The 15,402-nt window shown below is 56.0% G+C and carries 10 protein-coding genes; all 10 read right to left on the bottom strand.

Going from position 1 to position 15,402, the window contains the following annotated elements; genetic code table 11:
• Positions 1–2: 2 nt before the first annotated feature.
• Positions 3–467: a cellulose biosynthesis protein BcsD gene (gene bcsD / locus FVB43_RS13975; protein ID WP_133844610.1), complete on the bottom strand. Its 465-nt coding sequence runs from the start codon at positions 465–467 to the stop codon at positions 3–5.
• Positions 468–469: 2 nt separating this feature from the next.
• Positions 470–4,513 (bottom strand): cellulose biosynthesis protein BcsC, encoded by a 4,044-nt coding sequence (locus tag FVB43_RS13970; RefSeq protein ID WP_167864273.1) that lies wholly within the window; start codon positions 4,511–4,513, stop codon positions 470–472.
• Entirely contained in the window at positions 4,513–7,008 is a 2,496-nt protein-coding gene (bcsB, locus tag FVB43_RS13965; RefSeq protein WP_133844612.1) for a cellulose biosynthesis cyclic di-GMP-binding regulatory protein BcsB, read from the bottom strand. Before bcsB ends, FVB43_RS13970 begins: the two co-directional genes overlap by 1 nt.
• On the bottom strand, positions 7,005–9,104 hold the full coding sequence (bcsA, locus tag FVB43_RS13960) for a UDP-forming cellulose synthase catalytic subunit (RefSeq protein WP_133844614.1): 2,100 nt from the start codon (positions 9,102–9,104) through the stop codon (positions 7,005–7,007). Before bcsA ends, bcsB begins: the two co-directional genes overlap by 4 nt.
• Positions 9,105–9,199: 95 nt before the next feature.
• Positions 9,200–9,997 (bottom strand): cellulose biosynthesis protein BcsQ, encoded by a 798-nt coding sequence (bcsQ, locus tag FVB43_RS13955; RefSeq protein WP_167864186.1) that lies wholly within the window; start codon positions 9,995–9,997, stop codon positions 9,200–9,202.
• Positions 9,988–10,713: a cellulose biosynthesis protein BcsO gene (bcsO, locus tag FVB43_RS13950; protein ID WP_167864185.1), complete on the bottom strand. Its 726-nt coding sequence runs from the start codon at positions 10,711–10,713 to the stop codon at positions 9,988–9,990. The genes bcsQ and bcsO overlap by 10 nt, the downstream gene beginning before the upstream one ends.
• 588 nt (positions 10,714–11,301) lie before the next feature.
• Entirely contained in the window at positions 11,302–12,303 is a 1,002-nt protein-coding gene (gene dppF, locus FVB43_RS13945) for a dipeptide ABC transporter ATP-binding subunit DppF (protein ID WP_159338348.1), read from the bottom strand.
• The gene (dppD, locus tag FVB43_RS13940; protein ID WP_167864184.1) at positions 12,293–13,279 is read right to left on the bottom strand and encodes a dipeptide ABC transporter ATP-binding protein; all 987 of its coding nucleotides are present in this window, start codon (positions 13,277–13,279) and stop codon (positions 12,293–12,295) included. Before dppD ends, dppF begins: the two co-directional genes overlap by 11 nt.
• Positions 13,280–13,287: 8 nt before the next feature.
• On the bottom strand, positions 13,288–14,190 hold the full coding sequence (gene dppC, locus FVB43_RS13935) for a dipeptide ABC transporter permease DppC (RefSeq protein WP_133844624.1): 903 nt from the start codon (positions 14,188–14,190) through the stop codon (positions 13,288–13,290).
• A 9-nt stretch (positions 14,191–14,199) separates the two neighbouring features.
• Positions 14,200–15,219 (bottom strand): dipeptide ABC transporter permease DppB, encoded by a 1,020-nt coding sequence (gene dppB / locus FVB43_RS13930; protein ID WP_133844626.1) that lies wholly within the window; start codon positions 15,217–15,219, stop codon positions 14,200–14,202.
• Positions 15,220–15,402: the final 183 nt, after the last annotated feature.

Genomic DNA, 15,402 nt, shown 5'->3' with positions numbered 1-15,402 from the left:
CCTCACGCCTGGTAACGAAAACGCAGTGAGCTTTCACCGGTTTCTTCACAGGTCAGGGCAACGTTATCGCTCCCTCCCTGACCGCGCAGCCAGCGGGCATACAGGCCCAGCAGAACCGCACCCAACGCCAGACGCCACTGACGGTCTGGCATCACCCCATCGCCCGGCGGCAGCGCCAGATGATCGATAACAATCGCCGTCTCCGACGGTTTAAGATCAACAAACCCCCAGTTGAAGCGCGCCAGCACCTGATTGATCTGTGCTTCCAGATCCGCCACGGTAGCGATCGCGCCCAGCGGGTAACGGTGGGCCAGGTTATCGCCCATCTGACGTAAAAAAGCCTGACTTTCGCGCTCACCGGCGTTATTCAGCATCCCGTTAATCATCACACTTAGCAGATCAAACCAGCCCGGCTGATACTGCTGCTGACGGTAATATTGCAGGGTGCGTTCCTGTAACTGACTCATGCTTATTTGCCTCCCAGCATGTAGCGGAAGTAGAGCTGCGCTGTACTTTCGTTATAGTCGCCAAAGGTGTCATAGCCCAACTGACCGCCAATGGTAACGTCTTTGTTGATCTTGTAATCGGCACCCGCATGCAGGTTATAGCCGATGCCGCTTTTGCTGCCGCCGGAATATTGATCTTCTTTGCTATATCCGTCGTCAACAAGCTCTTTCAGCAATGCCTGGTAATCACTGTTATTCGGGAAATAATCGCTTTTATCCTGCGTATAGGACTGATAGCCCGCCGCGCCACCGATCTTCACGCTCAGGTCATCATAGGTCTGCGTAAACTCGACCGGGAACGACACGCTGACATAGTTCTGCGGGCTGAAGTAGCCGCCCTGTCCGTAGCTGTAATAACTGAGGTTTTTAGAGAAATCCATCCAGCTCAAGCTAATACCGGTTTTCAGCTCGCGGTCATTAAAGTGGAACGGACGCACATAGGCACCGGCGTTCCCCACTAACGAGGTGTTGCTGGCGACGTTTTCACCGATATAGCTGTAACCGCCTGCGCCCACATAGAATCCGGCATCGCCATCATCATAACTTAACAGCGCGTTACCGCCGTTTTTGGTCACGCGACCCCAGCTCTTACCAGTGAACTTGTCTTTCACACCCACATAAGAGAGCAGGCTGTCGGTGACGGCACGGCGTTCACCGGTCAGAACCAGTGTCAGGTAGTCCGTCAGCTTCGGCGCCCACTTTACACCACCGACCAAAGTACTGAGATCCTGACCAAGCGGCGTGCTGCCGAGGTCAATTTTGTAGCTGTCACCACTCAAGGCCAGGTTAAGCTCTACGCCGGAAGCTGTCTGTGAATCACCAGAACCGTTACCGTCACTGTCAACATTGGGTTTGAATGAAGAGGCTTTTAAATAATTCCGGATATCTTTATTGTTATCAATATAGTTAAGGTTATCCAAGCCCGTTGACGTTAGTGGATTTAAATCATCAAACTTCAGCAATTTAAGCTCATCGATATTCAGCTCAGGATGCGCAGCGAGTAAAGCCGTCCGTGTTGCATTTGTGTTCGTGTCATTGGCTTCGCCCGTTATAGTCGAGACCAAATTATTTACACCCTGCTGGATCGCACCTGTTCCTGAACGGCGATAAGCATCCCCATCAGCACTACCCGCACTCAGCGTCATTGGCGTTACGGTAAACTCAAAACGCGCATCACCCAGCGGAGAACTTGACCACACCAGCGGGGCTTTGGCTTCGGTCAGCTTACTTAAGCCGTTTTCGCCGTCACGTCCACGGATCTGCACGCCCCCCTGCATCCAGGTTCCGGTATCTTTCGTCAGATCGTCCATCATGGTGTCGATCTGGTGCAGCGTCTGGTTCTGCTTGAGGGCGGCCTCTGAGCCACCGCCAACCACCGTCAGGCCGCCGCTGACACCCTCAATATCACGGTAGTCACGTGCATCCGGTGCCTGCTGCCAGGGCATGGTATTGCCATACACCGAAGGTGATTTGCGTACCGTCATGGTGGTGCGGTTGATAAACGGGTTATCTGATAACGTCAGCCCGCCAATACCGACCGTGCTGCCCACGCTGCTGCCATCCAGGCCAATCATCTTGCCTTTCGCCGTGCGCAGATAGCTCAGCGCCTGGTTGTGGTCGCCTTCCGCTTCGGACACTCGCGCCAGCAGCAGCAGACGTTCCGGTGAAGGTTCCCCGCGCAGGCCACTGGCCAGACCGCGTGCTTTTGGCACGTCATTCAGCGCCAGGGCAGTATTGATTGCCCCTTCGCGCGCGTCCTGGGTCTCGGTGTCGCGCGTCATCAGGTAGTCGTAAACCACCGCCGCTTCTTTGTTCATTTTGCCGGACTGGTACAGACGCGCCATCGCGAACATCAGATCGGTGTTCTGTGGATCTTTCTGCAGGGCACCAATCAGCTTGTCGTAGGCCGCAGCATACTGTTTGCGTTCGCGCAGGTTATCCACTTCATTGATCACCCCGCCGTTACGCAGACCTGCCAGCTGTTCGCTGGTGCTGCGTGACTGCAATTCCGGGTTACTGAGGAAGGCCTGCCCTTCTGCGCCCAGGCCCGCCTGGTTCAGTACCGCCACCTGTGCCGCGTAGTCACCGGCATTACCCTGCACGCCGCGCTGCATATTCGCGCGCACCAGAGCCACCGCCGTGGACATATCGCCCGCCTGCGCCAGCCCTTTCGCCAGGTTACCCACATCGGCCGGGTTCTGTGGCGGGTTCGCCGCCAGCGCTTTCAGCGTATTCGCTGCCGCTGCATTCGAGCCCTGCGCCAGATACTGTTGAGCGACGGACATCTGTTGATTGAAGTTCACACGTTGCACCAGCGCACGCATATCAGCATTCTGGCTGCGAGCAGGAATGCGGGACAGCAGGCTCTGCGCCTGTGCCCAGGCACCGCTTTCGCTGGCAAACAGCGCAGCAGCATACACTTCATTGCTGCTGGCACCGTTACGGAAGGCAGGCTGCATCACACCCGATGCGGCGGCGGTATTGCCCTGCTGCTGATAAATACGCGCCAGATCGAGGCGCAACCAGCCGTCAGCCGGGAAGCGCTGCATGCCCTGTTGCAGGATGCTGATGGCGCGCTGTGGATTACCCGCAGCCAGCGCCTGTTTCGCTTCACGACGTACCGGCTCGCTGGTCGCCACCGGACGTGGGGTCACCGCTTCGCGCACGCTGGAAGGCAGCGAGGCCAGCAGCGTGTTGGCTTCGGCGGTATTGCCCTGCTGACGCAGCACATAGAACAGCCCTTCTTTCGCCGGGCGGTTATCTGCATCACTCGCCAGCACATCACGATAGCTCTGTGCGGCCTGATCCAGTTGATTATTACGGCGCAGCACGTCAGCGCGGAACAGCTTCGCCGCTACGCCTTTCTCGCCCGCCGCCTGCGTTAACGGTTCACTCAGGCTCAGCGCCTGGGCGCTGTCGCCGGATTTCATCGCCTGCTGCGCACTGGCTAGCTGACCGTAGAAACGGGCATCTGTTGCCTGCTGCTGGCGCTGCTCGCTGTTAGTACCACCCAGCTTCGCGGCACGATCCAGGTAATCAGCCGCTTTGGCGTAATTACCGCTGCGCTGCGCCACATAGCCGAGGCCGGCCAGCGCATCCGCATCTTCCGGGTTGGTTTGCAGGACCTGGTCGAACGCGGTTTGCGCACCCGTGACGTCGCCGCTGTTCAGTGCGTTAAAGCCCTGGCCTTTCGCTGCGCCGCCCACGTTTTTACGGAAGTAGTCCATCACCGTCTTATCCTGCGGATGACGTTGCTGGTAATTTTGGTACAGCGGGGCATCCCCGGCTTGCGGACCCAGCCAGAGCAGGGCCTGACGCAGAGAGCGGTCAGCATCGGCATTGCCGCCTGCCAGCCCTTCCAGCGTTTGCAGACCTTCACGGCGGGTCGCTTCCTGATAGGTTAGCGCTTTACCGAGTGCCAGCTTCGCGCCCGTATCCTGTGGATGCTGTGCTGCAAACTGGCGCAGGTTGTCTACCGCCTGCGGCAGCATGGCGCGGTCACCGGCCATTGTCAGGTAATACTCCGCCGCCACACTGGCAGGAGGCTCGGTGCCTTTAAAGGTATTACGCCAGGTCTGTAATGCGGCGGCGGTGTTGCCGCTGCGCGCCTGCTGACGTGCCAGCGACAGCTGCGCCGCCGGAATCGTTTGCAACTGGCGTGCGTTATCCAGCTCAGACAGACGCGAATCCTGCGGAGACACCTGACTCAGGCGTGCACGCCATTTAGCCGCCGCTGCCCCGTCACCGCTCTGCTGGGACCAGAGCGCCATCAGATACAGCGCCTGGGTGTTGTTGCCGTCAACCATCAGCACTTTGTTTAACGCATCACGCGCCAGCTCATCATGGGCTTTCTGATGCCAGTAGTTCGCCTGGTCAAACAGCGCCTGAATCGCCGGGTTACTCTCTGCGGCAAACAATGGGGATGCCATCACCGACAGCGCAAGCCCGCTGCCAATCATCCAGCAATGACGAATTCTGGCGGTTAATGGGGTGAGTTTGGTTTTCATCATTCTTTTGTCTCGCCAGAGCTATTGGAATTATTATTCGGTTGCAGACGACGCCGTGCATGGCGTTTCAGCAAGACATAGACACTCAGGCCCACCACCGTTGAACAGAACAGCGCCAGCAACGACAGCAATACCGCATGCTGGTTGGCATACCACACGACCATCATGTACCACGGCATCTGCCCGCTCGGGAACTGCGCGCCAACGCGGAAGCTGCGAATACCGTTTTCATCCGTAATGATCGCCGTATCGCCACGAATACCGGCGTTAATCCGCGATGAAGTCATGTCGGTATGCAAACGGGCCAGTTGGTTATCATCCGTTGCCACCGTCATGACCACGAGGCGGCTGCTGTTCCACGGTGAGCGATAGCTGATAAAGCCACGCCAGTCTTCATTTGACGAGAAGTAACGGTCAGCATCCAGCGTCTGGCGATACCAGTCACCCGTCAGCCAGCCACGCAGGTTATCCAGTATATTCGGGACTTTAACGCCCAGCGTATGGTTATTCAGCTCATACGGTGAACTCTCCAGCATCTCGCGGTTAAAGCTGGCCTGCGACAGCGTGGATACCGAGAGAATATCGCTGTTTTCCAGACGACCGCGCAGTGTGCCGGTCGTCGGAATACCAAACATCACGCTGTTCTGACTCAGCGCCGCACCCGTTGCATTACCCGAACGCCCTGCCATATCCAGCAGCGTGCTGATTTCAGCATCGGTTGGGTTTGAGGGCAGCAGCAGCACCGTCTGCGAATAGTCAGCCAGACGCGAGAACGGGAAAGAGGCACCCACGAAGTAAGAGAGGTTCGGCAACAGCGTAAAGTGACGGGTATGACTCAGATCGATAAACGAATCATCCTCAATCCGGCTCTTAATGTTGTTATTGGTCAGCACGCTACAGGGGGCGCTGGCCTTGGGTTTGATGTTGAAATAGAGCTGCATCTGGTTGTCGCCGTAAATCAGGTACGGGTCCAGTCTCAGACTGTATTTCTCCTGACGTGCATCGCCGCCAAGGCGATGCCAGATGTTCTCCAGCAGGCCCACTTTGTTCACCGTCAGGTTACGCAGGAAGGTGCCGTTTAGCGTGACGTTGAGCAGGGAACGATCTTCATCAATCCAGCTTTCTGACGGGAAGCGATAGTTCAGCTGCACCGGAATGCTGTCACCGTCCCACAGGAACAGATCTGGCGCGGCGCGGAAGTTGACGCGCAGCGCATCGTGCCAGAGGCCGGTGGTGGTCAGGTTCTGATCTTTACGCAGCAGCTCGCTCAGGCGAACCGGGCGGTCGGTATTAATCCAGCGTGGCGCATCGTAAGGCTGACGAAGCGGCATACTCTGCGGAGACACGGCCAGCGTAGACTCATCCACGCTGAGGGGTTGGATCAGTCGCCAGGTCGCCTGACGCAGCTGGTCGTCGGTTTTCCCGATAATCAGCAGCAGTTTATAGACCGGGTTATCCGGGTTATTCACGATTTGCAGTGACGGACCTTCGCTGTCCGGTAACGTCAGGCTGCCAATTTTCTCGCCGGGGTGACCAAACACCACGCCGTTTTTCTCGGGCAGTTGTCCACGAATCACCGGGAAGTTGATGCCGCGATAGTCTGCCTGAATCCCCATCCAGGATGACAGGATCGCCGCTGCACTGACTTCACCTGGCGTCACATTTTCGCCGAAGATCATGGCAACGCTGGACGGACTCATCCGCAGGGGATCAATAAACGGACGTGGGAAATTACGCAGGCTGGTGCCGATGTTCAACTGCTGGCCTTCCAGCGACAGCGTGGTTTTCGGCAGGATTGTCACCTGATACAGCTGATCGCTATCGCGCTCACAGATTAACTGGTCTGCATCGTTAACTTTGAAGCTCAGGTTATTGCTCGATACCACCATCGCAGCGGGAATATCCAGCTGATAATCTTCGCTGGCACGGTCGGACGCACTCAGTGGCAAGGTGCCCAGTGGCTGACCGTTCAGCATCAGTTGCAGCGAGGTGTTACGCGCTGCCAGTGCCTGTGACACTTTCAGCGACAGGTTCAGACGCGCATTGGTGATGACTTCATCCGTCGGCAGTGTAAAGACGATGCCTGACTGCAACTGTCCGCCGGTCAGTGTAATACCCTGCGTCTGGCCCATCTGCGCCACGCTGACCGTACTGGTCAGCGGCTGGTTGAGCATCACCGTTTCTGCTGGCGCCGCATCGTCCATCACCGGGGCCGGTAACGGTGGCAGGCCCGCAGGCAGCCCCTCATTAGTCCCCGGCGGCAGTGCGGCTTCTTCGCCCGCAGGTAAGTCGCCTTCCGCAGCAGCGGCAGGCTGATCGTTTTCTTGTAACTCAGCAGACGGTGCAACAGGTTCCGCAGCCGCACCGACATCGGCCGGCGGCGGAATATCAGACAGCGCGCTGCTGTCCTGGGTCACGCTGGTCGGATCGGCCTGAACACTGCCCAGGGTAAGCGCTGTACTCAGGCACAGTGCGCGCAGTAATAAATGCTTCATGCCACACTATCCTCTTCCGCTTGTGCCAGACGTTTTTTCTTGGCACGACGGTCTTTCCACGTTAGCCAGAACAGTTCAAATACCGTACGAATAATGGTTAACAACGAACGCAGCGGATTATCTTTACGTCCTTCCGGCTGAATCCATGCATCGGCACGCGACAGCACCACACGCACCAGTTCACGGCGGCGCGACAGCGGCATTTCGTGGAATTGCAGACGGATGACGTCATCTTCAGCACCGATAAACTGCGCAGGGATGGAGATCACACCGGATTGCAGGATGACATCAATCGCTTCAATCTCATCGTTTTCATGACGCTGGTCCGGGGCCTGAATCTGCGCCCCCCCCATCGACAGGTTGATGGTGGTGGCCCGCGAAGAGATGCCGCTGGCGTAATGCACTACGACCGGCAGACTGACATCAATACGGATGGTTTTACGCACCTGCTTGGTCTCACGCGCAACGGCGATGGCGGCCATCAGAATAATCAGGCTGAAGAAAGCCCAGCCGACGTTTAGCGCAATCACGTAAGGGTCAACGCCAAAGTAATCATGGGCGGTAGCGCGGATGATGCCGCTGACCACACCCACTAGCAGCAGCAGGGCGCAGATCACATGTGGACGAACGATGTTAAAGTCGAAGAAACCGACATCCAGCAGGCCGCCTTTATCCGTCACGTTAAACTTACCGTGCTTCGGTGAAATCATGGTCAGGAAGGTCGGGATCACCAGATGGAATGCCATCACCGTTTCGTATATCTCCCCCCAGAAGGTGGCACGGAAGCGACCATTCATTCGGGAGTTAACATACAGCGACATCACCAGATGCGGCAGCACATAAGCAAAGATCAGGCTGGCTGATGAGTGAATAATGTTCAGGTTAAACAGCAGGTAGGCCAGCGGTGCCGTCAGGAAGATGACGCGCGGCAGACCAAACTGGAAGTGCAGCATGGCGTTGAGATAGCACAGACGCTGCTGCCATTTCAGACCCCGGCCCAGCAGTGGGTTATCGACGCGGAAAATCTGCGTCATGCCCCGCGCCCAGCGGGTACGCTGAACAATATGCAGGCCCAGACGTTCGGTCGCAAGACCGGCCGCCAGCGGGATCGCCAGGAAGGCAGAGCCCCAGCCCAGACGCTGCATTTTCAGCGCGGTATGCGCATCTTCGGTGACGGTTTCAACCGCAAAGCCGCCAATCTCTTCCAGCGCTGAACGGCGGATCACCGCACAGGAACCGCAAAAGAAAGTCGCGTTCCAGTTATCGTTACCCTGCTGTACCGGGCCGTAGAACAATGCGCCTTCGTTAGGAATGTCACGTGCGGCTTTGAGGTTGCGTTCAAACGGGTCCGGTGAATAGAAGTAGTGAGGCGTTTGCAGCAGCGCCAGCTTTTCATCTTTCAGGAAGGCACCCACGGTCGCCTGGAGGAAAGTACGGGTCGCGACGTGGTCACAGTCAAACACGCAGATCAGTTCACCTTTGGTGATTTTCATCGCGTGGTTGAGGTTACCGGCTTTCGCATGGCGGTTATCATCACGGGTGATGTAACCCACGCCCACATCGGCGGCAAAGCGGGCAAATTCGCTGCGCTTACCGTCATCAAGCAGATAAATTTTAATCTTATCGCGCGGGTAGTCGATGCACTGGGCGGCCAGCACGGTATCACGCACCACATCCAGGCTTTCGTTATAGCTGGGGACGTAAACATCCACGGTTGGCCACAGGCTGACATCGTCCGGCATTGGCTCAATAGTACGTTTAAGCGGCCATGAGGTTTGCAGATAACCGAGGATTAATATCAGCCAGACATAAAGTTCGGCAATAAATAACCCGATACCGAGAATGGCTTCTACTTCAGAATTAAAATGCAGCGTTTCCGTTGCGCGCCAGTAAATATAACGCGTAGACATCATTGCGGAGAGAATCACCATCACCAGCGAGATTTTTTTGCTCTTACTGATCCCTAATAAGAACAGGATCGCGATAGAGATTAAGCCGAAAATATATTGTTTCTGACTATCCATCGGCGTGATGATGATCACTGCGGCTAAGGGGGATAATATCAGCAGCAGCAGATAAAACATGACTTTATTCATAAGTCATCCTGAATACGGATTGTTATAGTTCGTGGCAGCCCCAAATAATCGGACCGCGCGTCTTCAGGCATCCCTGCCTGGCAATATTCCGGCGGTTAGCGGGACTTTAGCGGGGCGTGCATTTCACCGTCACCGACTTTGATGTCAAGCAACGCGGCAAGGCGTTTACCGATCAGCTCAATGTCAAATGCCGCGGCAGAGACCGGGCTAAAATCAAAAATAGACTGCTGGGAAGCATTGGCTTCCGCCACGCTTTCATCGCGGTTGACGATGCCCATCAGCTTGTCGCCGAGGCGTTGCTGCATGAAAGCGGTAACATCCCGGCTGATATTGCGGCGGCTATCGCTTTGATTAAGAACGAAATAATGACCATCACGGTGGTTGAGTGGGCCACCAATCATTTTCTCATTTTCAATTTGTGGTAACAGAGACAGTGAGGCCGTGTCTGCCAGCATAACCACTAAATGCATATCGGCCAGTGCAGCCATAGCTTTAAGGGCCGGACCCGGACCCGGAGGGAAATCAGCGATGATCACCAGCCCGGGATAGTTCAGGACCGTATGCAGACCACGCGCAAGAAAGTTAGAATCCTTGGTTAAATTCTCTTCGAATTCAACACGTTGCTCTTCTGTCGCCTCGCCATAAGGCAGAACAAAAATATTGCCACCCGTGGTAAGAATGGACTGACTCCAGTCAGAAGATTCGGCGGACTTCGCCACAAAACCACGGCTATCGGCCAGCGGAACACCAAAGTGCAGGCGCAGCGCATTTTGCACGTCAAAATCGATCGCCAGCACCTTACTGCCGCCACGAGCGAGGGCGTGAGCAAGGTTGGCTGCCATGGTGGTTTTACCCACACCGCCTTTAGGGGAGCAAACACAAACTAACGGCATGAGGCAATTTTCTCCAGCAAGGGATGTAACAACATATCTTTCGGAAGTGCAGCGGAGCCCGGCGCGGCTGCCGTGCTAAACAACTGTTTGTAGCTCACATTCGCCGGTGCTTCGACAGCAGGCGAATGTGCCGGCATAACGGGTTGAGCGTCAACAGCCTGCGGTACGTGAGCAGTGCCGGCCTGGAACACTGGCTGTGCCGGAACGACAGCGGCTGGCTGTGGTGCAGGCGCGGTACTGACGGCCAACTGCGCTAATAGTGAGCTACCGGATACCGTCGTTTGCTGTGCAACCGGCATGGCGCGCAGCGGAGCAGGCTCGGCTGCCGGTGCCTTAACCGTCGAGGGTTCAACCGCTTCAGCAGGCGCAGCGGCAGGCTGCAACGAGGCCGAAATACTGTCGAGCAGCGAGGCGCCAACACGATCTGAAGCGCCCGGCGTGGCAGGCACAAAGGACTGAACCGGCAGCGATGATATAGCCGGCGCGTTTTCCACCGATGACGATGTAAAAGCAGCAAAATCAACCGGTTGAGGAACAGCCCGATCAATACGCTGACTGTTATCCAGCACCGACCCTGCGCCCTCATTCAGCAACTGTTTGATGATGGCCCAATTGGTGGTTGTCGAGTTCAGCGTTTGCTCAGACATATCTTTGAATTCAATGTGGTTTGTTTGCGTTTTTTCCTTAAAACGCTGCAGGTCATCATAACTGTTCATATGTCTGATCGCGCAAGGTGGATGATTTCGCGGCAATATAACATACATTTTTAAATAGTTCAGACTATTCTCATATCATAGAAGAAACACTTTTAATGAGCTAATAACCTGAAATTTAATAAAAAAATATAATTACATAAGTGATATATCAGCCGGGTGATTATTTGTCTTAATCGTCTATTTATGACATTTTGATGTGAGCTATTTCGTGAAAATGAAATACCCTGCTAACTCTTACTCTTTCATAGCGGTTCATTTACCTCTGTAATATTCTTTCCAGTACATCGTTTTTTCTCTTTTCGCGTACAGGCTACCTAACCTACTGAAAAGAAACGTCTGTTGCGCGTGTTCTGCTCATTTCTGAGCACCTGGACTTAGAATCGATACATTAGCCTGCTTTTCATACAGCATAGCAGTACTTCATGAATCTCGTATTTCTCTTAAGCATTTCATCCGGCTTATGAGTAGAGGCATCTGAAAAATAAGAAGGGAAAAGACTGGTTGGGGCGGCGGCGCCCGGTCGATAGCGGGCGGGAAATGCAAAATGGCCCTTCCGGAGAAGAGCCATTTTCAGGGTAGCCAGATAGGTCAGGCCTGACTGTTTTCGTCCTGCTCCACGGCAAAGCAGGCTACCTGTTGTGCGCCGAAGGTTTTCAACTGCGGTTGCAGCTGCACGCAAGTGCCAAACTGGCGGCGGCAGCGTGCGTTAAACGCACATCCCGGCGGCGGATTCAGCGGGCTTGGCAGCTCACCGGTCAGTTTAATACGCTCACGCCGCTCATCCGGGTTGAGACGTGGCGTCGCTGACAGCAGCGCCTGAGTGTAAGGATGGCGCGGATTGGCGAAGATCTCTTCTTTACTCCCCTTCTCCACACAGCGGCCCAGATACATCACCATCACCTCATCCGCGATATGTTCCACCACCGACAGGTCGTGGGAGATAAACACGTAAGAGAGGCCGAGGTCCTGCTGCAGGTCCATCATCAGGTTCAGCACCTGCGCACGCACCGACACGTCGAGCGCTGATACCGGTTCATCGGCAATCAGCACGTCCGGGTCCAGCATCAACCCGCGTGCGATAGCAATACGCTGACGCTGGCCGCCTGAGAACATATGTGGGTAGCGATCATAATGTTCGGTTTTCAGGCCAACCTTCGCCATCATCTCCAGGGTTTTCTCCCGGCGCTCGGCGCGCGTAAAGTCCGTATTAATCAATAACGGTTCTTCGAGGATCTGACTGACCTTCTTACGCGGGTTCAGAGAACCGTACGGGTTCTGGAAAACGATCTGGATTTTCTGGCGACGAAGCTTTTGCGCCTGCGGGTCATGCTTCAGCAGATCCTGCCCCTGATAGAACAGCTGACCTTCCGTTGGCGTTTCAATCATGGTCAGCAGACGGCCGAGCGTTGATTTTCCGCAACCGGATTCCCCCACCACGGCCAGCGTTTTGCCCCGTTCCAGATCGAACGAGACACCATCCAGCGCTTTGACCAGACGCTCCTGACCAAACAAGCCTTTTTTAACCGGATAGTGCTTTTTCAGATCGATCGCCTGCATCAGCAGCGTCGATTTATCGTGTTCAGGCTTCATAAGTGGGCCTCCCGGCATCATCCAGTGGGAAATGACATTTGGACTGACGCCCGGCAATATCACGCAGTGGCGGTTCCTCGTTGCGGCAGCGATCTTTGGCATACGGGCAGCGTGGGTTCAGCAGGCAGCCGTTCGGGCGATCATACTTGCCGGGTACCACCCCGGGTAACGAGGCGAGGCGCGCTTTATCCGCCGCGAACTCCGGCAGCGCACGCAGCAAGGCCTGGGTATAAGGATGGCGCGGGGCTTTAAAGATATCTACCGCCTTGCCGGTTTCCACCACCTGACCTGCGTACATCACGATAATGTGCTGCGCGGCTTCCGCCACCAGCGCCAGATCGTGTGTAATCAGGATCAGCGCCATATTCTCCTGGCGTTGCAGGTCAAGCAGCAGCTCAATGATCTGCGCCTGAATGGTCACGTCGAGCGCCGTGGTCGGCTCATCAGCAATCAGCAGCTTAGGTCGGCAGGCAATCGCCATGGCGATCATCACGCGCTGGCTCATCCCCCCCGAAAGCTGATGCGGATACACATCAAGGCGCGACGACGGGTCAGGAATACCAACCTGGTTGAGCAGGTCGATAGCACGCTGACGTCGGGTACGTTTGTTGCCGCCCTGATGCACCTTGATGGCTTCCATAATCTGGAAACCCACGGTGTAGCACGGATTGAGGCTGGTCATCGGGTCCTGGAAAATCATCGCAACGTCGGAGCCCACCAGCTGGCGGCGCTCTTTTTCCGAAATGCGTTTCAGGTCTCGCTGGTTAAACACCAGGTTGTCTGCCATGACTTTGCCGGGGTAATCAATCAGCCCCATGATCGCCAGCGAACTGACGGACTTACCGGAGCCGGACTCACCGACAATACCCACCACCTGCCCCTGCTCAACCTGGTAGCTGATGCGGTCGACGGCACGGAAAGGTGCTTTTTCGTCACCGAAATGCACCGAAAGCTTATCTACAGTTAAAAGTGCCATCTCGCTGCCTACTGTTTGAGTTTCGGGTCAAGAGCGTCGCGTAAACCATCGCCCATCAGGTTGAATGCCAGTACCGTCAGCAGAATGGCAACACCCGGGAAGGTGACCACCCACCAGGCACTTTGCGCAAACTGCAACACGTCGGAGAGCATGGTGCCCCACTCCGGTGTTGGTGGCTGCGCACCCATACCCAGGAAACCCAGCGCGGCCATATCGAGGATCGCGTTGGAAAAACCGAGAGACGCCTGCACGATCAGCGGTGCCAGGCAGTTTGGTAAAATATTGACGAACATCTGACGTACAGCTCCGGCCCCGGCCACGCGGGAGGCGGTCACATAGTCGCGCGTCACCTCCACCAGCACCGCCGCACGGGTCAGACGGATATAGTGCGGCAGAGCAACGAAGGTCAGCGCTATCGAGGCGTTAACAATCGATGGACCAAAGATCGCCACCAGCACCAGCGCCAGCAGCAGGCTTGGCAGCGCCAGCATAATATCCACCAGACGCATAATCGCCGCATCCACGGAACCGCCAACGTAGCCAGCAATCAGGCCGAAAATGACGCCGAAGATCAGGGACAATACCACCACCAGACAGCCAACCAGCAGCGAGAGACGGGCGCCGTACATCAGGCGCGACAGAACGTCACGGCCAACATCATCCGTGCCGAAAACATACTGCCAGCTGCCACCTTCTTGCCAGGCTGGCGGACGCAGTAACGCATCGCGGAACTGCTCAGCAGGCGCGTGGGGCGCCAGCACGTTGGCAAACACCGCGATAATAATCATCAGTACCACGTAAACCAGGCCAATCACTGCACCTTTATTACGCTTAAAGTAGTGCCAGAATTCCTGTAACGGGGTCATCGGCTTGGGTGCAGCGTTGACGCTGCCTGGATCCACAACAGACATGTTGGCCCCTTATTTCTTGTGACGGATGCGTGGGTTAACCACACCGTAAAGCACGTCGACCAGCAGGTTGACGAAGATAATCAGCGTGGCCACCATCAGCACCCCACCCTGAACCACCGGGTAGTCGCGGCGCTGAAGTGCGTCGATTAACCAGCGCCCCAGGCCTGGCCAGGAGAAGATGGTTTCCGTCAGGATGGCACCCGCAAGCAGCGTACCGACCTGAAGACCAATCACCGTGACCACCGGCAGCATGGCGTTACGTAACGCATGCACCACAATCACCCGCATCGGCGTCAGCCCTTTGGCACGTGCAGTACGGATATAGTCTTCGCCGAGCACTTCCAGCATCGCCGAGCGCGTCATACGCACAATCACGGCCAGCGGAATGGTCCCCAGCACAATGGCGGGCAGGATCATATGCATCACAGCATCTTTGAAATCACCGGGTTCGCCCCAGATCAGGGTATCAATCAGCATAAAGCCGGTGAGCGGCATGGTGTCATCAAGAAACACCGTATCGCCAATGCGCCCGGATACCGGGGTCAGGTTGAGCTGCACCGAAACCAGCATGATCAGCATCATGCCCCACCAGAAGATCGGCATGGAGTAACCGGTCAGGGAGATGCCCACCGCCGTGTGGTCAAAAATGGAACCGCGTTTAACCGCAGCCAGCACGCCTACCGGGATACCGACGGCAACGGCAAACAGCATCGCGCAGATACCCAGCTCAAGCGTGGCCTTAAAGCGCGGGACGAACTCTTCCCACACCGGGACACGGCTTTTCAGTGAGATGCCGAGGTCACCATGCATCACGCCTTTGATATAGGAGAGATATTGCTGCCAGAGTGGCTGATCCAGACCGAGCTGGGCCATCAGCTGTGCATGACGTTCAGGGGAGATACCGCGCTCGCCCACCATGATCATCACCGGGTCACCGGGGATCATATGAACAAACGCGAAGGTTAACAGGGTGATACCGATAAACGTTGGGATGACAAGCCCCAAGCGTCGGAGTATGAACTGCAGCATATTCCGCATTCTCTATTAGTTCCTGCCAGCCGTAACCAACAGGATTATTATTGCTCACATCTTGCGCGCGAAAATCCTCAGGGGACATCCACCCGCGACGCAGCGAACCGCGCCTTGACGACCTTTTTGCTTCCTGGCAAGAAGGGTCAGGCATGCCTGACCCCTACAAATAATGATGTGGGA

It is taken from the genome of Erwinia rhapontici, assembly GCF_012271765.1.
GTDB lineage: Bacteria > Pseudomonadota > Gammaproteobacteria > Enterobacterales > Enterobacteriaceae > Erwinia > Erwinia rhapontici.
Note: the sequence above shows the minus strand (reverse complement) of the source record. Positions and strands in the feature narration are given on the sequence as shown.

What these genes read in the sequence shown, in the direction of transcription:
- bcsA (WP_133844614.1), bottom strand. Translation starts at nt 9,104, where the DNA reads ATGAATAAAGTCATGTTTTATCTGCTGCTGCTGATATTATCCCCCTTA.
- bcsB (WP_133844612.1), bottom strand. Translation starts at nt 7,008, where the DNA reads ATGAAGCATTTATTACTGCGCGCACTGTGCCTGAGTACAGCGCTTACC.
- bcsD (WP_133844610.1), bottom strand. Translation starts at nt 467, where the DNA reads ATGAGTCAGTTACAGGAACGCACCCTGCAATATTACCGTCAGCAGCAG.
- bcsO (WP_167864185.1), bottom strand. Translation starts at nt 10,713, where the DNA reads ATGAACAGTTATGATGACCTGCAGCGTTTTAAGGAAAAAACGCAAACA.
- dppD (WP_167864184.1), bottom strand. Translation starts at nt 13,279, where the DNA reads ATGGCACTTTTAACTGTAGATAAGCTTTCGGTGCATTTCGGTGACGAA.
- dppC (WP_133844624.1), bottom strand. Translation starts at nt 14,190, where the DNA reads ATGTCTGTTGTGGATCCAGGCAGCGTCAACGCTGCACCCAAGCCGATG.
- FVB43_RS13970 (WP_167864273.1), bottom strand. Translation starts at nt 4,513, where the DNA reads ATGAAAACCAAACTCACCCCATTAACCGCCAGAATTCGTCATTGCTGG.
- bcsQ (WP_167864186.1), bottom strand. Translation starts at nt 9,997, where the DNA reads ATGCCGTTAGTTTGTGTTTGCTCCCCTAAAGGCGGTGTGGGTAAAACC.
- dppF (WP_159338348.1), bottom strand. Translation starts at nt 12,303, where the DNA reads ATGAAGCCTGAACACGATAAATCGACGCTGCTGATGCAGGCGATCGAT.
- dppB (WP_133844626.1), bottom strand. Translation starts at nt 15,219, where the DNA reads ATGCTGCAGTTCATACTCCGACGCTTGGGGCTTGTCATCCCAACGTTT.